This is a genomic window from Rhodococcus sp. NPDC055112 (genome assembly GCF_053607505.1).
This window is the reverse complement of the sequence record NZ_JBSGTR010000002.1, coordinates 34,354-50,428: the sequence shown is the minus strand read 5'-3', so window position 1 is coordinate 50,428 and position 16,075 is coordinate 34,354. Positions and strand designations below refer to the sequence as shown.

Genomic DNA, 16,075 nt, shown 5'->3' with positions numbered 1-16,075 from the left:
GGCCGGGCGAGTCCGGTAGCCTATGGCGCTCAAGGGGATCGGCGGCGCTGAGGAGGGGGCGGGCCATGCCGGACGGCCTGGAACTGCGGGTGCTCGGGCCCGTCGCCGCGGTCCGTGACGGCCGGCCGATCGACCTCGGCGGCGCCCGCCAACGCGCGCTGCTCGCGGCGCTCGTCCTCGCCTACCCGCACTCCGTGTCCGCCGACCGTCTCCTGGCCCAGGTGTGGCACGACCGGGATCAGCCCAAGCTCAGTTCGTTGCACGTCGCGATCTCCAAGTTGCGCGATCTGCTCAGTCCTGACAGGGCCCGCCGCGAGGACGGGGTGCTGGTGCGCGACGGCGGACGGTACCTGCTGTCCGCCGAGCGCGGAAGTGTCGACGTCGCGCGGTTCGAGGAGCTGGTCCGGCTCGGCGCCGAGCTCTCGGACACCTCGGCGGACGGGGCGGCCGCCGCCTACCTGGAGGCCCTGTCGCTGTGGCGGGGCTCGCCGTACACCGACATCGCCGGTTCCGAGTTCGCGATGCCGGAGATCGCCCGGCTGAGCGCGATGCACCTGGAGGCCCGCAGATCGTTGCTCGAGGTGGGCCTGCGCCGGGAGAGATTCGCCGAGGTGGCCGCGGAGGCGGAGGCCCTGACCGCCGAGCATCCGCTGGACGAGCGGGTATGGGAGATCCTGGTCCTCGCGCTCTATCGCGGCGGTCGACAGTCCGACGCGCTGGTCGCGCTGCGCCGGATCAGAGCGATCCTGGACGACGAGCTCGGCATCGACCCAGGAGTGGGCCTGCGACAGCTCGAAGCGGCCGTGCTGGCACAGGACGCCGCGTTGCACGGTCGGCAGGCGACGCCGCCCGCTGCCGAACCCGATCCGGCCCGGGCGTCGAATCTGCCGTCCCCGCGGAGCCTGCTGGTGGGCCGCGCGGCCGACATCGAGTCGGTGGCCGCGGCGCTGCGCGAGCACCCCGTGGTCACCCTCGTCGGACCGGGTGGGGTCGGCAAGACCAGACTCGCGATCGAGGTCGCGCGCCGTAGACGTGACGCGGACGGCCCGTGGATCGTGGATCTCGGCGCCCTCACCGACGGCGCGCTGATCGTGCCCGCGGTGGCGTCGGCGCTCGGGCTGCCCGGGATCGGCAGCGCGGAACATCTCGCGGGTGTGCTGGCCGGCCGAACGATGCTGATGATCCTCGACAACTGCGAGCACGTCGTCGCGGATGCCGCGGCGCTCGCAAGCGCGCTCGTAGACCGGTCCCCGCGGGTACAGCTGCTCGCCACCAGCCGCGAACCTCTCGAGGTGGACGGCGAAGCGCTGCACGACGTCTCGCCGCTCACACCGGACGAGGCACGGGATCTGTTCGCTGCGCGCGCCGGGGGTGTGGTGCCCGGGTGGGCTCTCGACGAGTCGAACGCCGCGCCGGTGCGCACGATCTGCGCCGAACTCGACGGCATCCCGCTCGGCATCGAACTCGCCACCGCGCAACTGCGGGTGCTCTCCGAGCAGCAGATAGCCGACGGGTTGGAGGATCGTTTCACCCTCCTACGCGGTGGGTCCCGCAGCGCCCCGCCCCGACAGCGCAGGCTCGCGGACACCATCGACTGGAGTTACCGGCTGCTCGACGACGAGCAGGCGGGACTGCTGCGACAGGTCGCGGTATTCGCGGACAGCTTCGACATCGGCGGGGCCGCGGCCGCCACGGGGGCTTCGTCCGCGGTGGCCTCGGTGCAGCCGCTGACCGCTCTTGTGCGCCGATCGCTGCTCACCGTCCTCCCCGGCACCTCGCCCAGGCGCTACCGGATGCTGCAGACCATCAAGCATTTCGCGTGGCGGCAGTCCGATCAGGCCGAGCGCGGGCGGACCGAGGCGAGGCACCGGACGCACGTGTTGGCCCGGGTCAACGCCCGCCAGTCCGCCCTGTACGGGCCGAACTCGGCGGAGGTGATGGGGGAACTCTCCGCCGACCAGGCCGAGCACCGCGCGGCGCTGGTGTCCGCGCTCGCCGCGGGTGAGGGGCACTACGCACTCGAGCTGTCCGGGGGCCTGTACTGGTTCTGGTATCGGATGGGCCGCATCGGGGAGGGGCTCGGCTTTCTGCACGCGGCCCTTGGCGCGGCTGCGGCGGACCCCCGCGCCCCCGAACCCAGACAGTTCGCGCGCGCGATGGCGGGCGTCGCGTCGTTGACCTACCTCACAGGGGACCGGGCCGCCGCGTCCGACGCCGCGCGGGAGTCCGCCGCCGCGTGGCAGGCCGCGGGCGACCTCGCCGAGGCGGCCCGTCTGCGCGCGTGGTGCGGCTACTTCCTGTCGATGGACGGCGACCACGGCGTTGGTCTCGACCTCGTCCGCGAGGGCGCCGCGACCGCGCACGCGCTGGGGTCGGCCTTCGCGGAGGCGGACGCCCGGATGGTGCTGGGGATGTTGTTGCGCAACCACGGTCGGCCGCTCGAGGCGCGCGCGGAGTTGGAGACCGCGATCGCCGTCGCCGAGCGCATCGGCAACCGGTGGTCGGTCGGGTCATCGACCTGGGCGCTGATGAAGTCGGCGATGGACGCGGGCGATGTGGAGTCCGCGATGTCCGCGGCACGCCACATGCAGTCGGTGCTCGAGGCGGACGGCGACGTGACGTCCTGGCTGGTGCTGATGCACACCTCCGCCGCGGTCCTGGCCGGTGCCGGTTTTCCGGTGGAGGCCGCGGTGCTCGCGGGTGCGGTGCAGTCGCTCGGCGGCCGGATCGGGTTCCTGCCGGAGGGGATGGACCCGATCGACGGTCCGCGGGAGGCCGCCGCGGTACGCGATGCGCTCAGCGCGCAGGACTACGCCCGACACACCGCGCGGGGAGCGGACCTGGGCCGGGCCCAGATCAACGCACTGCTGTCCGGCCTGGTCGGGGAGGGCGCGGCAAGGCGGCCTTAAGAGCGCGGTAAGTGCGGTCGGCTGTCCTGTGGTGGACAGTTCCGAACGAGCGAAGGGATCGCCGTGTCCACCAGTATCGAAGAATCCTCACCCGTCCTGCCCCCGCTGGTCGAGCGCCTGAGCGCCGTGACGGCCGGACCGGTGCACTCGCCGGGCGACGGCGGCTTCGACCTTTCCGTCGCGTCGTTCAACACCGCCACCGTGCACCGGCCCGCAGCGGTGCTGGTCGCCTCCAGCGCCGCTGACGTCGCGGCGGCCGTCGGGATCGCGGCCGCCGCCGGGTTGTCGGTCGCGGTCCAGGCCACCGGGCACGGCGCCGCGACCACCGGACCCGGGTCGATCCTGATCAATACCCGGCTGCTCGACTCGATCGTCATCGATCCACACGCCAGGACGGCGACCGTCGGCGCGGGTGTGCGGTGGCAGCAGGTGCTCGACGCCGCGTCGCCGCACGGGCTCGCCGGACTGTGCGGGTCCGCGACGGAGGTCGGGGTCGTCGGCTACACCCTCGGCGGCGGGATCGGCCCGGTGGCCCGGACCTACGGCTTCGCAGCCGACCATGTCGTCGAGATCGAGGTTGTGACCGCCGACGGCCAGGTGCGCCGGGTCAGCGAGACGAGCGAACCGGACCTGTTCTGGGCGTTGCGCGGCGGCGGGGCGGCGTTCGGGATCGTCACGCAGATCACGTTCCGGCTCTTCCCGATTCAGACCGTGTACGCCGGCGGCATGTTCTTCGATTTCCTCGACGCGCCGCGGGTCCTGCACGGTTGGCGGGACTGGGTGCACCGGATTCCCGAGTCGGTGAGCTCCTCGGTCGCGGTGGTGAACTTCCCACCGCTGCCCGTCCTACCGGAGGCCCTGCGCGGCCGCACCGTGCTGCACCTGCGCTACACGCACGTCAGCGAGACGGAGGACGGGGAGGAGTTGCTGGCGCCGCTGCGCGCCCTGGCCGAGCCGATCATCGACACGGTCACCGAGATCATGTACGCGGATGTGGGGTCGATCCACGCCGATCCCACCGACCCGATGCCGGGCGCCGAGCGGTCCATGCTGTTGCGCAGGCTGCCCGCCGAGGCGATCGACGAGTTCCTCGCCACGGTCGGGCCCACTGGGGGCCTGCCGTTGGTGCTGGCGGAGATCCGCGCGATGGGCGGGGCGCTGGCCCGCGGCGCCGAGGTCCCGAACGCGGTGGGGGGCAGGGACGCGGCCTTCAGCCTGTTCGCGGTCGGCGTGCTCGCGCCCCCCATCGCCGGCGTCGTCCCTGGCGCGCTGGACTCGGTGCTGGCCGCGATGGAGCCGTGGGGGACCGGTGGGGCGCTGATGAACTTCGCGGGCGGAGCCGAGGGCGCCCCCGCCGACCGGGTGCGGGAGGCCTGGGGTCCGCAGGAGCGTCGCCGGTTGTCCGAGATCCGCGACCGGTTCGACCCGAATCGGGTGTTCGCCGCCGCCGCGCGCTGGTGACGGCCCGTGGGGATGGTTCGGTGCGCACGAGGGGTTCGCGCCGCACCATCCCCGCGTGCGGGCGGCGTCACTGCGGAAGTCGGGCCTCGAGGGTGCGGGTCAGGATCTCGAGGGCCAGATTCCAGCCCCGTGCCATGTCCTGGGTGAGCGCGACTCCGTGCGCCGCCAGCGCGGGCCCGGCGAGGTCGTTGACCTCGTCGGGTCCGACGCGGGTCTGTGCCAGCTCGACGATGTCGAGCAACAGGCGGACGCGGTCGCCGTCGCCCATCGGGAGGCAGGCACGGTCGGCAAGGCCGGCGTTCGTCATGGTGCAACCGTATCGGCGTGGTGGCGCCGCAACCGAATTGGGATCGAGCCGTCCTCGGCGGCGGGCGTCGCGGATCAGGCCAGGCAGATCGGGAAGATGACGTTCGGCCCGATGAGCGGAATGAACCCGGTCAGCGCGCACTCGAGGAAAGCGGCGACGGGGTCGGTCTGGCCGAGGCGGACGACGGGCTGGATCAGCTCCGTGGTGGGTCCCGTGGTCGGGGCCGCGGCCGCGATTCCCGACCCGAGGATGAGCATGAATGCGGCGGCCGATGCTGCCAGCGCCGAGCGACGTGCGGTCCTGTTCATGGCGGTCTCTCAACTACGTGTTCGTGCGTGATCATGTAGCCCACCCCGACCTGGGCAGATGTTGACGCCAGCGAAGGGACGCCGGGTCGGCGTGCACTGCGCTGACATGCGCCGCTCGCGTGCAGTTGCGCTGTGATCAACAGTGCGCCCTCTCGATGCCGATGGCAACCCGCCCGCGGCGGAGGGCGCGCGTCGTGGTGTCTCAGGCGAGGCAGATTGGGAACGCGACGTTCGGTCCGATGAGCGGGATGAGTCCCCAGGGTGCACAGGCGAGGACGGTGCCGAGTGCGCCTTGCCAGGTCGTCTGCCCCTGCAGCATGACGACCGGGGTGATCGCATCGGGGGACACGGGTGTCGTGTCGGCGACGGCCGGGGGAGTGGCGGGGAGCTCTGACGCCGTTGCGGCGGCCGTTGCTCCTGCTCCGAGCGCGAGTACCGGCGCGATCAGGGCCGCAGCGGTCGCCGTGCGCAGTGTGATGGTGTTCATGACGTCCTCCTAGAGCAGCAGGCTCGGGCCTCGCGCGGGGAGCACGGTTGCGGTCACGGTCCGCTGTCGACGGTCCGAGTCCTGCATTTATCGTGCGCCTGATGCGGGCCTATTGCGAGGGGCAGTCGATGCATACGTGGGTGTGTCGCGGATACGCCCACGGATCGTTCGATTCACGCACGTGATCACGTCGGCGACCGGTGTCGCGGATCCGGGTGGATTGGGCGAAAGAAGTTGATGCAAAGTCGTTTTCGACTCCGGCTGCGGTCGGTGCGACCGTCGATATGCCGCATGGGGTCCGTTCGAGCACGGGTTCGACCCGGATCTTCGTGGTGCCCTCGGTGAGACTCGAACTTCCTTTTGGGTGCTGACAGGAGGGTGCAGATCGGATCCCGAAAGGGCGCTCCACCTGCTCGAAACTAGTGCGGACAGTGTCGCCGGGTGCATCTGGGAGCATTGGCATCCTCGGGCGGCGGGACCACGTTTGGGACCGCGACGCTGTTGCATTACGTCCAGTAATCGCGAGTCGGGAGTGAGCCGCGCGCTGCGGCATCGTCGACAAGATCCGCTTCTGAGCACGCATCTGCGCTAGGGGAGTCAGTGACTGGTTCTAAGAGGCGCCGATGACTGTAATACAGGCATTGGGGGTTCTGGTTGGAGTGCTGACTGGACTGCTTGGAGTGCCGGTTGCGTGGCAGCACTGGTCAAGCGAGCGGCGATTGGTGGCGCGAATCGAGCGCGAGCACGCCCTTCTGGACAAGGTTGAAGGCCCGGCTGTCCGGCGAGTGCTCCGTAAGGATATTGAGTGGACGGCCGCGAAGTTAGCGGCGCATCGGGAGTTCCCCATATGCCGGCTTGCGTTGGACGGTGGATGCCCGCGTCGTGAGCGGCCCGACGGTCCGGGAAGTGAGCTCCCGGCCTGATCCCCTCGATCTCCCCGATGGTCCTTTTCGTCGTGTTCGGGATCGTATGCGGCGGGGCCGACTCGAGGCCGTGAATGCGCGGCCGCCCGCTGGAGGCAGGAACGGAGGCTGGCGCACGAAGATCTGCCGGCTCCGACCCGATCGAGAGGGAGGCGGCGCTCGACCTCGCGGCCGGCCGAAGCGGGCGCGCTGGGGAAGGATCCCGACCGAGGAGTAACAGTCAACGGTTTGGCAGTCGTGGTGATCCCGGGCACAATCGCCGCATGATCATCGTCCTCGACACCACGGTGCTGCTGAGCAACCCGCAGTTCGTGGCCCATTGGTGGCAGCAGTTCATCGAGAGGTCGAAGCATCTAGGGGCACGGATCGTCGTCCCCCGAGTCGTCGTCGTGGAAGCCGTCGCGAACCACAACCGAACGATCCTTGCGCTCAAGCCTCAGATTGCGGAGCTGGGCAAGCGCGACAACAGATTCGGCCTCGACGGCGTGCGACAGGCCGCGATCGACGCCCTGCACGCCAAGGCTGACCGCTTCGAGGCGGACCTGTATGAACACCTCGAGGAATCGGGTGTCGATGTGATCGAACCTGCTGCCGTTGACCACATGGAACTCATCAACCGGGCGGTTTCCTTCCGAAAGCCCTACGACGCGGACGACAGGAAGGACGGGTATCGAGACACACTCAACTGGCTCACCGTGCTCGACCTCGCTGATCAATATCCCGGTGACGAGGTGTGGTGGATTAGTCAGAACCAGGCGGATTTTGGGAACGGTGACAAAAAGACCCCGACATGGCACGAGGAGATCGCGGAAGAACTCGGCGCCCGCGACCTGGCCGATCGTGTGCGATGGGAATTCAACATATCCACCCTTCTCTTGACGCTCGCCGGGCGCACCGCGCCGGTCCCCGAGGGAGAGCAGCCACTTGTTCTCGAAAGAGTTGACCTTCTCGAACTCGCACGGCTCCTGTCGAGCGAGATTCTTGGCCGCGGGGTGAGTCCCCGAGATGCGGCGCTGCCGCCGCGAACCGAGTCTGCGGAGATTTCGTCCTTCGTAGGATTGGACGAGGTTGAGTGGGATGGCCTTGCTGAATCGGGTGAGGAAGACCTCGTCGCTCGCTTCACGGGAATCGCCCACGTCGGTTTGGAACTCGCCGAGCCCACGGACACCGGCGCCGGACTCAGCTTCGATAACAAGGCATTGAGGATTACTGGTGTTGCGAACCTGACCCATGAGGGAGCGGTGACCAGCGTGTCGGTGTCTAACATTGTTGCCCTCGAAAGCGATCCTGGCCACGCGGCGTGGCAGCGACGTTCCGAGACGAGCCGCAGGTTGGGCGTCGCTTCAGCGACGATGAGTGTCGCTGAAATTCTGGCGCACAACCGCGCTGGCGCAGCGGATCTCACGCTCACCAACCAAGTCTTCGGCACGAAGAGTCTTGGCCTGTCGGACAATTTCAACCTCGGCACCATGATGGGACGGTGTCTCCCACAGGCACCCTCAACACCGCGAAGCTGCTTGGGTCGAATTTCTCCGACACTGTGAACATCGGGAAGCTGGCTGGTTCGAGCCTCGGCGACACTGTGAAGATCGGGAAGCTGGCTGGTTCGAGCCTCGGCGACACTGTGAAGATCGGGAAGCTGGCTGGTTCGAGCCTCGGCGACACTGTGAAGATCGGGAAGATATCAGGGCTCGGGATCCCTCCGGAAGGTCTCGGAGTCGGGAAGATTGCCGAGTTGGCAGGGCTCGGGGAGGTGACGAGGATTCCCGGCTTCACCGGGATCAACGCGGGAGCGGACCTCGCCAAGCTCGCCGGCGCCGCGAGCGCGATGGGCGGAGTCAGTGAGGGAGCCGCCGATCGGCTGGCCAAAGCCGCGAGATCCGCGCTCAATGGCGAGGACGACGTGGACGGGGTTCCTGGCGACGATGAGGGCCTGGGTGTCGAGAACTAACCCGTCGACGGGCGCAGGTCCGGCACCTGCGCAACGAAGATTTGCGACCGGTCCGCGAGTTCCTTCCGGTCCGAGACGACGACCTCGAGGCATCCTCGAGGTCAACGGCCCTCCTCTAGACCGAGTCCGTAGTTTTCTTGTTAGTCCTCAGCCTGTTTCGTATTGGCGCATTTCAATTTTGAGGCCTGCGGTAGCGGCGATTCTGATGAGTCCGTCGAGGCGCTGACAAGCCCGTCAGCGAGAGGTTTGGCCTGATCGCTGATCATGGGCAGAATCTGCCCATGATCATCGTCCTCGACACCACCGTCGTCCTAAGTGACCCTGCGCTCCGGGCGCGGTTCTGGGATCAGCTCAAGATCGAGGCGAAACGCCATGGAGCGAGGGTCCTGGTTCCCGAGCTCGTGGTCCTCGAAGCAGTTGAGCACCACAACCGCGACATGCTGAGCGTTATCACGCACGCCGGGGGGCTCGGGAAGAAGCAGTCCCGTTTCACGGGCGTTGAGGAGGCCAGGGCTGCGGCCATCGAGGTGATCCGCGCACGAATCGCTGAATATGGTTCGGAGGTCCGAGCGTTTCTCGCCGGACTCGGCATCGAGGTCATCGACCCTCCGCCCATCGAGCACCTGATCGTGGCCCGCCGTGCCGTCCTCCTTCGCAAACCATTCGACAGCAACGAGAAGAAGGACGGCTACCGGGACACCCTCAACTGGCTCACCGTCCTCGACGTCGCGGAGACGAACCCGGGGCACGTCGTCTACTGGGTCAGCAACAACACCAGCGACTTTGGCAGCGGAGATGAGGACAACCGCGTGTTGCACGACGACCTCGTCGAGGATCTCTCCGAACGTGGCCTCAAGGAGCGCGTGTCGTGGCACGTTGACGTGCCGACCCTCCTGGCAGAGCTCGCAGAGCGGGAAGCGCCAGTGCCGAAGGAGAAGTGGTTCGAGGTCCTCAGCGCGGTATCAAAGTCTGACTTTCATGAACTCCTCACGAACTCGATCGACGGTTTGGAGCTCAACGCCGGGGCGCCAGGTGGGCACTTCCCGATCATCGAGTCATGCCGCGTTTTCGCAGTTGCGCGATTCGAGGAGTCCGAGTGGAACGGGCTTGCGGACACTGGTGCCGACGGATTTGTTGTCCGCTTCGAGGTCCCGGCGAACGTGGTCACCGAGTCAATCGAACGCAGGGGCGACGGCACCCGAATTGACATGGACCACCGAACCCTTCAGGTATCGGGCGTACTCGCCTTCGCGAAGGATGGAGCAATTAACGATCTGACCCTGTCCGACGTTGTCCTGGTCGAGAACGCTTCACTCGGCCTTCAGGCGGAGAAAGATCGACGAATCGAGCGGCTTGCGCAGCGACTTCGCGAAGGCCCGGACGTGTCGAACAACGACCGCCAGCGGCTGATTGACTCTGTCGCTGAATATCTTCTGGACCATCCAACTTCGGACGAGGTCGACCTCATCGCCAGAGCTGTCCAGTCACTGCCCGCGACCGATGCCACGTCCGGACCGTACAAGGACCCGGCACTCAGCCCCGCGCAGTTCAAGAATGCTCGAAGGATTGCTGATGAGGCGGCGACGCTCGGCATCCCGGCAGTGCGATTGAACCCCGATCTTGTTAAGCGGGCAAAAGAAGGCCAAAAGGTGTTGGAACGGATCGATCCGGCGGTGTTGCGCGAAGCTGAGAGACTGGGGCGAGAGCGACCGAGCTCGTCGTAGCCATCGGGGGATGGTGGGGATCTCGGGTTGTTAGTGGCCGCAGGTTTGCTCAGGTCTTGAAGAGGAGCTCGTGCCGTCTCCCGCTCGCGTGCTCATCCGCCAGCGAGAAGACTGGCGGGCACATTGTCACGATCGCTCAGGCTGGCCCGGATCTCTGGAGAACTCCGCTTCACCTCCCCATCGTTCGGGTGTAGCCGCGTGCGTGCATGTTCTGCAGGCGCGCGAGGCGGGTCGTGGCTTCGGGGACGTCCTGGGTGACCATCTGTCCGATGGAGATCCCCAGCCCGAGGGGCGATGTGACGTCGTCGATGAGTTCCTTGACGGTGTCGCGCCCCCAGTCCGCGGCGCGGGCGCCGTAGTTCTGGCCCCACGCGACCATCTGGTCCTCCCGGGTGACCGTCGCCATCGCGGACTGCCCCTCAGGGGTGGCCGCGTACGGGGCGGTGTTCGGGCTACGTAGTGATGCCTACGACGAGTTCTACCCCGCCGATGACCATGCCAGCGAAAGCCATCCCCAACCATCCTCGTCGCGACGGGCGGTCTGCTGAGTACCGATGATGCCGAAGACGAGGGCGGGAAGTGCGAGGACGAGAAGGGCGCAAAGGAGGGCGATGGCGGGCCGACGTGCCTGATCGCTTCTGCGCATGGGAACGGCGCGGAGGCGATTCACTCAGAGGGCGTTTGCGCCCTCCAGCCAGCGTTTCCGAAGTTCTGCCACGATTGAGGCCGCATCATCGCTTTGTTCGTCGGCCGGGTCTTCGAAGAACGGCAACCGGATCGTGTCCTGGCTGCCCCCAACTGCGAAGCTGACATTCCAAACGATCGTCGCACTGATTTCGTTCGATGTCCGGTCGTGCCAGGCGCTCTGCTTTTCGATAGCAATCGAGTCGATCGCGGAGATGGGTCTGATCCAAGCCGTTACCGGTGCTTCATACTCGGAGCTGTCTTGTCCGCCGAAGGTCCAGTGGCGCTTGTCGAACGTCGTGGATGCGTAGACCAACGTGCCCTTCGTCATCCACAGTGCGGCCCATTGTGTCCGATTGTCATCGAACTTGTACTCGACATAGGACTGTTCCGGGAGTTCTCCACCGGTGATGGCGAGCAGTGCAGATGTGAGTGCAACAGGTGCCTCGTTCGATCTAACGCTGACGTGCTTGATGCCACTTGTGTAGGCCTCATTTCCAAGACTGATCATGGACGAGAGATATCACGGGTTGAGGTCAAGTGGTGCGCGATTGTCAAGCCTGTCGGTTGATTGACTGATGGAAGGACGAAGGCGGAGAACACCCCTCCACGCGCCAAGGTCGCTCGGGCGCTACTGGTAGAGCTTCGCCCACTGCTGAATCGTCGGCTCCAAGAGCTCTGGGTAGAGTCGCTCGCGAGCGCCAGGGTCTCGGAGATTGATGGATTGGGCCTCGTAAAGCGCCACAGCGCACTCCGTGAGATTCACGGCTGCTGCGAAACCGTCTGCCAATAGTCCGAACAAGTCGCCGTCTCGTGTGTGGTCCGTCACCCACTGATACCCGTGGATGATGCCGGAACTCGTGGCGTACACGCGCTTGAATCCTGCGCTGAGGTCATTGGAGTCGAGTTCCCCGGAGTCGTGGGCTGGCACGTTCCCGTTGATCCACTCGGCAACAAGTCCCAGTGTCGTCCGCGATGAGCGAACCTTCTCGTGCTCGACAGTCTTCAGGAACTCGATTTCCTTTTGGAGGCCCCTAGTGGCCTCCCGGTAGTCCTTCGCTTCCTCGGTCGACGCCTTCACTGTTCCGGTGCTCAGGTGCCCGACCTCTTCGTTTGCGAACTTGAACTGCTGCGACTTGTCGTCAATCGTCATCCCGATTGCTCGTGCGCGTCGTCCTGACCTGTCGGGTGGGCTGAGAAGCCAGATCGCTTGCGATGACGACTCAAGCGCTGCTCTGATCAGCGACATGCACGATGCTGCGCTGAGGCTGGGGCGGTTCTCCTGGTCGGGCCGGGTGAGATTCTCCATCACGTTGAGGAAGAGATTGCCAGCGGACGACACGGTGTCTGTTGCGGCCATGATTGGCCACAGTGCTGCCAGTTGAACGGTTCTTCCGCCGAGGCTGCGCATCCAGTCTCGGTCGGCTAGTTCTAGCGGGCTACCATCGTCTGGGTTCTGGGGATTCAGGCCCCACGGCTTGAGAGCGGATGCGCGCTGAGCCCGTTGGGTGATGCGAATGATTCGCTCAGCGAACTTGATTGGATCACCTAGCAGGTCTGCGTTCACGGGCGTAGTTATACATGGCGCATCCGACACAACCCCCCCACCTGGCTGGCGTGGCGAGGTGGGGGCAATTTGTGCGTGAAAGGGGCCTACCGCGCCTCCATGCGCTGTCGTACGTCATCGGGTTTGAACCGCCACATGCGTCAGTTCGGCTGGAACCCTTCAGGATGATGCTGCTGTGAGGGTCGGCGCTGTGGTGTTGACCAGACGCAGGACTGCATGCATCTGCTCGGCGGTGAGAATCAAGTCGCAATTGGGTAGTTCGATGGTGAACAGACTCCCGGCCGTGGAGCGGTCGTACGAGACCGTAACTGGGCCGTCGACGGTGTTGGTCGTGTCGGTGGTCGCAGTGAAGTGGCCGATGGTGGGGCAGTAGTCGGTCGTGGTGATGCTCAAGGCAGTTCCGTTCTTGCGGTGGGTGGATCGAACCCGACAGATTCCTGATTGTCGAGTGTTGTTGCAGTGCAGTTGGTTTAGAGGGTCTATGAATGGAGCGGATGGCTCTGATTTGAGACGTTTGTGCAATGGATGGGCGGTGGACTTTAGGGCGCGGACACCTGGCGGTGGCAGAAGCTGTAACCCCACCCCGGAATTCCCACGAACCACCTCCCCGTATCGCGTCAGGCCAACGCCGACGGCCCGCCCACCTGAGATGGACGAGCTTCGGTGTCGGACCCGTACCTGTGGTGTGCACCCCTCAGGACGGGTGTCCCTGCCGGTGCAGGGCATGTAGAGCACCGGGTGCCGCTGGTTTGCGTCGGGCGGCACTGTGGACGACGAGCGGGCCTAGGGCTCACTCCGTACCCCCACGAAGCTGGTCGTGGAGGACGGGCAGAGTCCTAGGCGGCTGCGTCGAGGGCCTCCGCGAACGGGGTAGGAAAGTGCAGGGACAGGTGAACCAGCGCGATGCGCTGCTCGGCTGCGGGCAACTCGGTGAAGGTATCCCGGTCCACGCGATGAGTGCCGTCAGACCAGCGGGCGACGGCGTCGCTTCCGTCTTGCCAGGTCTCTACGGGGCGTTCGCCGTGGATGCCGTGCGCGGTGGCGATCAACCGGCAGAGAAGGTCGACTGCATCCTCGTGGTTGCCTGCGGTACCCATGACGACCGGAACCGGGTATGTGGATTCGATTGCGGCAGTGACGCAGTGGGTCGGCGAACGCTTGTCGGTCGCAGGCGGTACGTTGATGTCGGGCATGGGTGGGTGCTTCCGTTCGTGTCCCGACCCCCGTAGCGCTGTAACGCTGGCGGGGGTCACTCATTTGTGAGGGTGAACGGACACAAAGCCCCAGGTGAGGACACGCTCTTGCCCCATCCGGCCCCACGATGTGGGGCAAGAGGGCAACTTCAGAAGGTCAAAAATAGCTCTGACCTGGTCAAACTCGGTGCCCTCGGTGAGACTCGAACTCACACTGCACGGGTTTTGAATCCGTTTCCTCTGCCAATTGGGATACGAGGGCTGGCGGTTGTCCACTGTAGAAGATCGTGTCGACGGGTCAAGCACCGGTACCCTTCAATGGTGCGGCGCCTGACTCGGGCGAGGCTGACGACCGAGGGGGATTGGTGATGACGAACGCTCCGGCCGCGCAGGGTGACGGCGCCGTCGCCCGCCGAGTGGTGGTCGCCGAGGACGAGACCCTCATCCGGATGGACCTGGTGGAGATGCTCCGCGAGGAGGGCTACAACGTGGTCGGCGAGGCGGGCGACGGCCAGCGCGCGGTCGAGCTGGCGGAGACGCTCAGGCCGGACCTGGTGATCATGGACGTGAAGATGCCGCTGCGCGACGGGATCGATGCGGCCTCGGAGATCGCGTCCAAGCGCATTGCGCCGGTGGTGATCCTGACCGCCTTCAGTCAGCGCGAACTCGTCGAGCGGGCCCGCGATGCCGGCGCCATGGCCTATCTGGTCAAGCCCTTCTCGAAGGCGGATCTGGTGCCGGCCGTGGAGTTGGCCGCGAGCCGGTTCGCCGAGATCTCCGCGCTCGAGCGGGAGGTCGCGACGCTGGCCGATCGGCTGGAGTCGCGCAAGCTCATCGAGCGGGCCAAGGGTGCGCTGATGCGGTCGCAGTCGCTGAGCGAGCCGGAGGCGTTCAACTGGATCCAGCGGGCGGCGATGGACGGGCGGACCTCCATGAAGGCCGTCGCCCAGATCGTGATCGAGACGCTCGACTCGAAATAGCCCGCGACACGCAATGTAACCATTGCGCTAACGAAGTGTTTCGGGGCGATGATTCGCCCTTTCTGCATTGGGTGACGAAATTGTGCGGTCACCGCAAATTCAGCCTTCACCTGCGGTTTCTCCATTGTGGTGCCATTCTTGGTCGGTCGTATAGTTTGCCCGTCGAAATTGGGACGGCGCGGCGAACTACTTCAATGTGATGCACGGGCATTGCCGCACGGTTATGTTTTGTCCGGGCTGGCGGACGGCCCCTCCGGAATTGTCCGGGGCGCACAGATTTCGGAGGTGGGACGTGCACCGTCGTACAGCGAGAGGCGCGTTGATCGTTGGAGTCGCAGCAGCGCTAGCCGTCGCAGGCTGTAGCAGCAAGACGACCGACGGCGGATCGTCGGAAACCAGCGGGACGGGGGAGTCGAGCGCGCTCAGCATTCAGCCGGGGGTGCTGCTCGATTCGGCGGGCAACGAGGTCGCGAGCGCCGACGTCACCGACGCGGCCGATCCCGCGGGCAGCGGCAACGCCACCTGCTCGGGGGTCTCGCTTGCGATGGCGGGCGCGCTGACCGGCGCCAACGCCGCGCTCGGGCAGAACATCCTGTACGGGGCCAAGCTCGCCCTCGACAAGCACAACCAGGCCAATCCGAACTGCCAGGTCGAGATCGAGACCTTCGACACCGAGGGCGACCCGCAGAAGGCGACCCAGGTGGCGCCGAACATCGTGAGCAACGCGTCGATCGTCGGGCTGCTCGGACCGGCCTTCTCCGGCGAGACCAAGGCGACCGGCCCGATCTTCAACCAGAGCGGGCTGCCCTTCCTCACCGCGTCGGCCACCAATCCCACGCTGACCGAGAACGGCTGGACCACCTTCTTCCGGGGCCTCGGCAACGACAACAGCCAGGGTTCGGTCGTCGCCAAGTACCTCACCGGCACGCTCGGCGCGAAGAAGGTGTGCGTCGTGCAGGACGACTCCGACTACGGCGTCGGCCTGGCCCGGGTGGTGACCGAGACCCTCGGCGCCGCAGCGGATCCCGCCTGTTCGGCCAGCGTCAAGACCGGTCAGAAGGACTTCTCGGCCACCGTGTCCCAGATCAAGGGCGAGTCGCCCGACGCGGTCTGGTACTCGGGCTACTACGCCGAGGCGGCGCCGTTCGTGACCCAGCTTCGCGAGGGCGGGGTGACCGCGACCTTCTCCTCCGGTGACGGCACCAACGATCCCGAGTTCGTGAAGCAGGCAGGAGAATCCGCGAACGGCGCGATCCTCACCTGCCCCTGCGTCCCGGCGCCTGCCGCGCTGGCGAAGCAGTACGAGGAGCTCAACGGCCAGGCGCCGGGTGTCTACTCGGTCGAGGGCTACGACCTGACCACGATCATGCTCAAGGCCATCGACTCCGGGGTGAAGGACCGCGCCGGAATGCTGGAGTTCGTCAAGAACTACGACGGGCAGGGTGTCGGCAAGAAGTACCAGTGGAACGACAAGGGTGAGCTGTCCAACGCCCTGATCCAGATTTACAAGGTCAACTGACAGAACGGATCTCGCAGCCGGGTGCCTGCTCCAGTGCAGGCCCCGGCTGCGTCGTCGGGGCG

General features: G+C 66.3%; 15 protein-coding genes and 1 tRNA gene. 7 read left to right on the top strand and 9 right to left on the bottom strand.

The genetic code is table 11. From position 1 onward, the window contains the following. The first annotated feature begins 65 nt into the window (after positions 1–65). Positions 66–2,909, top strand: a complete 2,844-nt coding sequence (locus ACWFRB_RS01805) for an ATP-binding protein (protein WP_452638392.1) — start codon at positions 66–68, stop codon at positions 2,907–2,909. Between the two features lie 63 nt (positions 2,910–2,972). Continuing rightward, positions 2,973–4,370: an FAD-binding oxidoreductase gene (locus tag ACWFRB_RS01800; protein ID WP_452638390.1), complete on the top strand. Its 1,398-nt coding sequence runs from the start codon at positions 2,973–2,975 to the stop codon at positions 4,368–4,370. A 67-nt stretch (positions 4,371–4,437) separates the two neighbouring features. Here ACWFRB_RS01800 and ACWFRB_RS01795 read toward each other — a convergent pair whose 3' ends face one another. The 3 genes from ACWFRB_RS01795 to ACWFRB_RS01785 all read right to left on the bottom strand — a co-directional run bounded on the left by ACWFRB_RS01795 (position 4,438) and on the right by ACWFRB_RS01785 (position 5,472). Further along, positions 4,438–4,677: a hypothetical protein gene (locus ACWFRB_RS01795; protein ID WP_452638389.1), complete on the bottom strand. Its 240-nt coding sequence runs from the start codon at positions 4,675–4,677 to the stop codon at positions 4,438–4,440. Positions 4,678–4,751: 74 nt separating this feature from the next. After that, positions 4,752–4,985 carry a hypothetical protein gene (locus ACWFRB_RS01790; protein WP_452638387.1) on the bottom strand — a complete coding sequence of 78 codons (234 nt, stop codon included), beginning with the start codon at positions 4,983–4,985 and terminating at the stop codon, positions 4,752–4,754. Between the two features lie 202 nt (positions 4,986–5,187). Beyond that, complete coding sequence (locus ACWFRB_RS01785; RefSeq protein WP_452638385.1) at positions 5,188–5,472, bottom strand: hypothetical protein; 285 nt, start codon at positions 5,470–5,472, stop codon at positions 5,188–5,190. A 1,186-nt stretch (positions 5,473–6,658) separates the two neighbouring features. On the opposite strand from ACWFRB_RS01785, the gene ACWFRB_RS01780 reads away from it, so the two are divergent. The 3 genes from ACWFRB_RS01780 to ACWFRB_RS01770 all read left to right on the top strand — a co-directional run bounded on the left by ACWFRB_RS01780 (position 6,659) and on the right by ACWFRB_RS01770 (position 10,070). Next, a complete protein-coding gene (locus ACWFRB_RS01780) occupies positions 6,659–7,939 on the top strand; it encodes a PIN domain-containing protein (RefSeq protein WP_452638384.1) in 1,281 nt (426 codons plus the stop codon). Continuing rightward, a complete protein-coding gene (locus tag ACWFRB_RS01775) occupies positions 7,876–8,346 on the top strand; it encodes a hypothetical protein (RefSeq protein ID WP_452638382.1) in 471 nt (156 codons plus the stop codon). Before ACWFRB_RS01780 ends, ACWFRB_RS01775 begins: the two co-directional genes overlap by 64 nt. A gap of 281 nt (positions 8,347–8,627) precedes the next feature. Next, on the top strand, positions 8,628–10,070 hold the full coding sequence (locus ACWFRB_RS01770) for a PIN domain-containing protein (RefSeq protein ID WP_452638380.1): 1,443 nt from the start codon (positions 8,628–8,630) through the stop codon (positions 10,068–10,070). A gap of 169 nt (positions 10,071–10,239) precedes the next feature. Here the strand turns inward: ACWFRB_RS01770 and ACWFRB_RS01765 are convergent, their stop codons facing one another. From ACWFRB_RS01765 to ACWFRB_RS01740, 6 genes are all read right to left on the bottom strand, one after another. Further along, positions 10,240–10,476 (bottom strand): hypothetical protein, encoded by a 237-nt coding sequence (locus ACWFRB_RS01765; protein ID WP_452638379.1) that lies wholly within the window; start codon positions 10,474–10,476, stop codon positions 10,240–10,242. 264 nt (positions 10,477–10,740) lie between these two features. Then, positions 10,741–11,265 (bottom strand): hypothetical protein, encoded by a 525-nt coding sequence (locus tag ACWFRB_RS01760; RefSeq protein ID WP_452638378.1) that lies wholly within the window; start codon positions 11,263–11,265, stop codon positions 10,741–10,743. 120 nt (positions 11,266–11,385) lie between these two features. Continuing rightward, a complete protein-coding gene (locus ACWFRB_RS01755; protein ID WP_452638377.1) occupies positions 11,386–12,114 on the bottom strand; it encodes a hypothetical protein in 729 nt (242 codons plus the stop codon). A 366-nt stretch (positions 12,115–12,480) separates the two neighbouring features. Continuing rightward, positions 12,481–12,714 (bottom strand): hypothetical protein, encoded by a 234-nt coding sequence (locus ACWFRB_RS01750; RefSeq protein WP_452638376.1) that lies wholly within the window; start codon positions 12,712–12,714, stop codon positions 12,481–12,483. Positions 12,715–13,157: 443 nt separating this feature from the next. After that, positions 13,158–13,514, bottom strand: coding sequence for a hypothetical protein (locus ACWFRB_RS01745; RefSeq protein ID WP_452638375.1), 357 nt, complete (start codon positions 13,512–13,514; stop codon positions 13,158–13,160). Between the two features lie 188 nt (positions 13,515–13,702). Then, positions 13,703–13,776: transfer RNA gene (locus ACWFRB_RS01740), tRNA-Leu, on the bottom strand. A 106-nt stretch (positions 13,777–13,882) separates the two neighbouring features. Here ACWFRB_RS01740 and ACWFRB_RS01735 point away from each other — a divergent pair. Next, positions 13,883–14,494 (top strand): ANTAR domain-containing response regulator, encoded by a 612-nt coding sequence (locus ACWFRB_RS01735; protein ID WP_452638374.1) that lies wholly within the window; start codon positions 13,883–13,885, stop codon positions 14,492–14,494. A 319-nt stretch (positions 14,495–14,813) separates the two neighbouring features. Then, positions 14,814–16,013 carry a branched-chain amino acid ABC transporter substrate-binding protein gene (locus tag ACWFRB_RS01730; RefSeq protein ID WP_452638373.1) on the top strand — a complete coding sequence of 400 codons (1,200 nt, stop codon included), beginning with the start codon at positions 14,814–14,816 and terminating at the stop codon, positions 16,011–16,013. Positions 16,014–16,075: the final 62 nt, after the last annotated feature.

What these genes read in the sequence shown, in the direction of transcription:
- ACWFRB_RS01735 (WP_452638374.1), top strand. Translation starts at nt 13,883, where the DNA reads ATGACGAACGCTCCGGCCGCGCAGGGTGACGGCGCCGTCGCCCGCCGA.
- ACWFRB_RS01755 (WP_452638377.1), bottom strand. Translation starts at nt 12,114, where the DNA reads ATGGCCGCAACAGACACCGTGTCGTCCGCTGGCAATCTCTTCCTCAAC.
- ACWFRB_RS01745 (WP_452638375.1), bottom strand. Translation starts at nt 13,514, where the DNA reads ATGCCCGACATCAACGTACCGCCTGCGACCGACAAGCGTTCGCCGACC.
- ACWFRB_RS01765 (WP_452638379.1), bottom strand. Translation starts at nt 10,476, where the DNA reads ATGGCGACGGTCACCCGGGAGGACCAGATGGTCGCGTGGGGCCAGAAC.
- ACWFRB_RS01795 (WP_452638389.1), bottom strand. Translation starts at nt 4,677, where the DNA reads ATGACGAACGCCGGCCTTGCCGACCGTGCCTGCCTCCCGATGGGCGAC.
- ACWFRB_RS01780 (WP_452638384.1), top strand. Translation starts at nt 6,659, where the DNA reads ATGATCATCGTCCTCGACACCACGGTGCTGCTGAGCAACCCGCAGTTC.
- ACWFRB_RS01760 (WP_452638378.1), bottom strand. Translation starts at nt 11,265, where the DNA reads ATGATCAGTCTTGGAAATGAGGCCTACACAAGTGGCATCAAGCACGTC.
- ACWFRB_RS01790 (WP_452638387.1), bottom strand. Translation starts at nt 4,985, where the DNA reads ATGAACAGGACCGCACGTCGCTCGGCGCTGGCAGCATCGGCCGCCGCA.
- ACWFRB_RS01785 (WP_452638385.1), bottom strand. Translation starts at nt 5,472, where the DNA reads ATGAACACCATCACACTGCGCACGGCGACCGCTGCGGCCCTGATCGCG.
- ACWFRB_RS01770 (WP_452638380.1), top strand. Translation starts at nt 8,628, where the DNA reads ATGATCATCGTCCTCGACACCACCGTCGTCCTAAGTGACCCTGCGCTC.
- ACWFRB_RS01805 (WP_452638392.1), top strand. Translation starts at nt 66, where the DNA reads ATGCCGGACGGCCTGGAACTGCGGGTGCTCGGGCCCGTCGCCGCGGTC.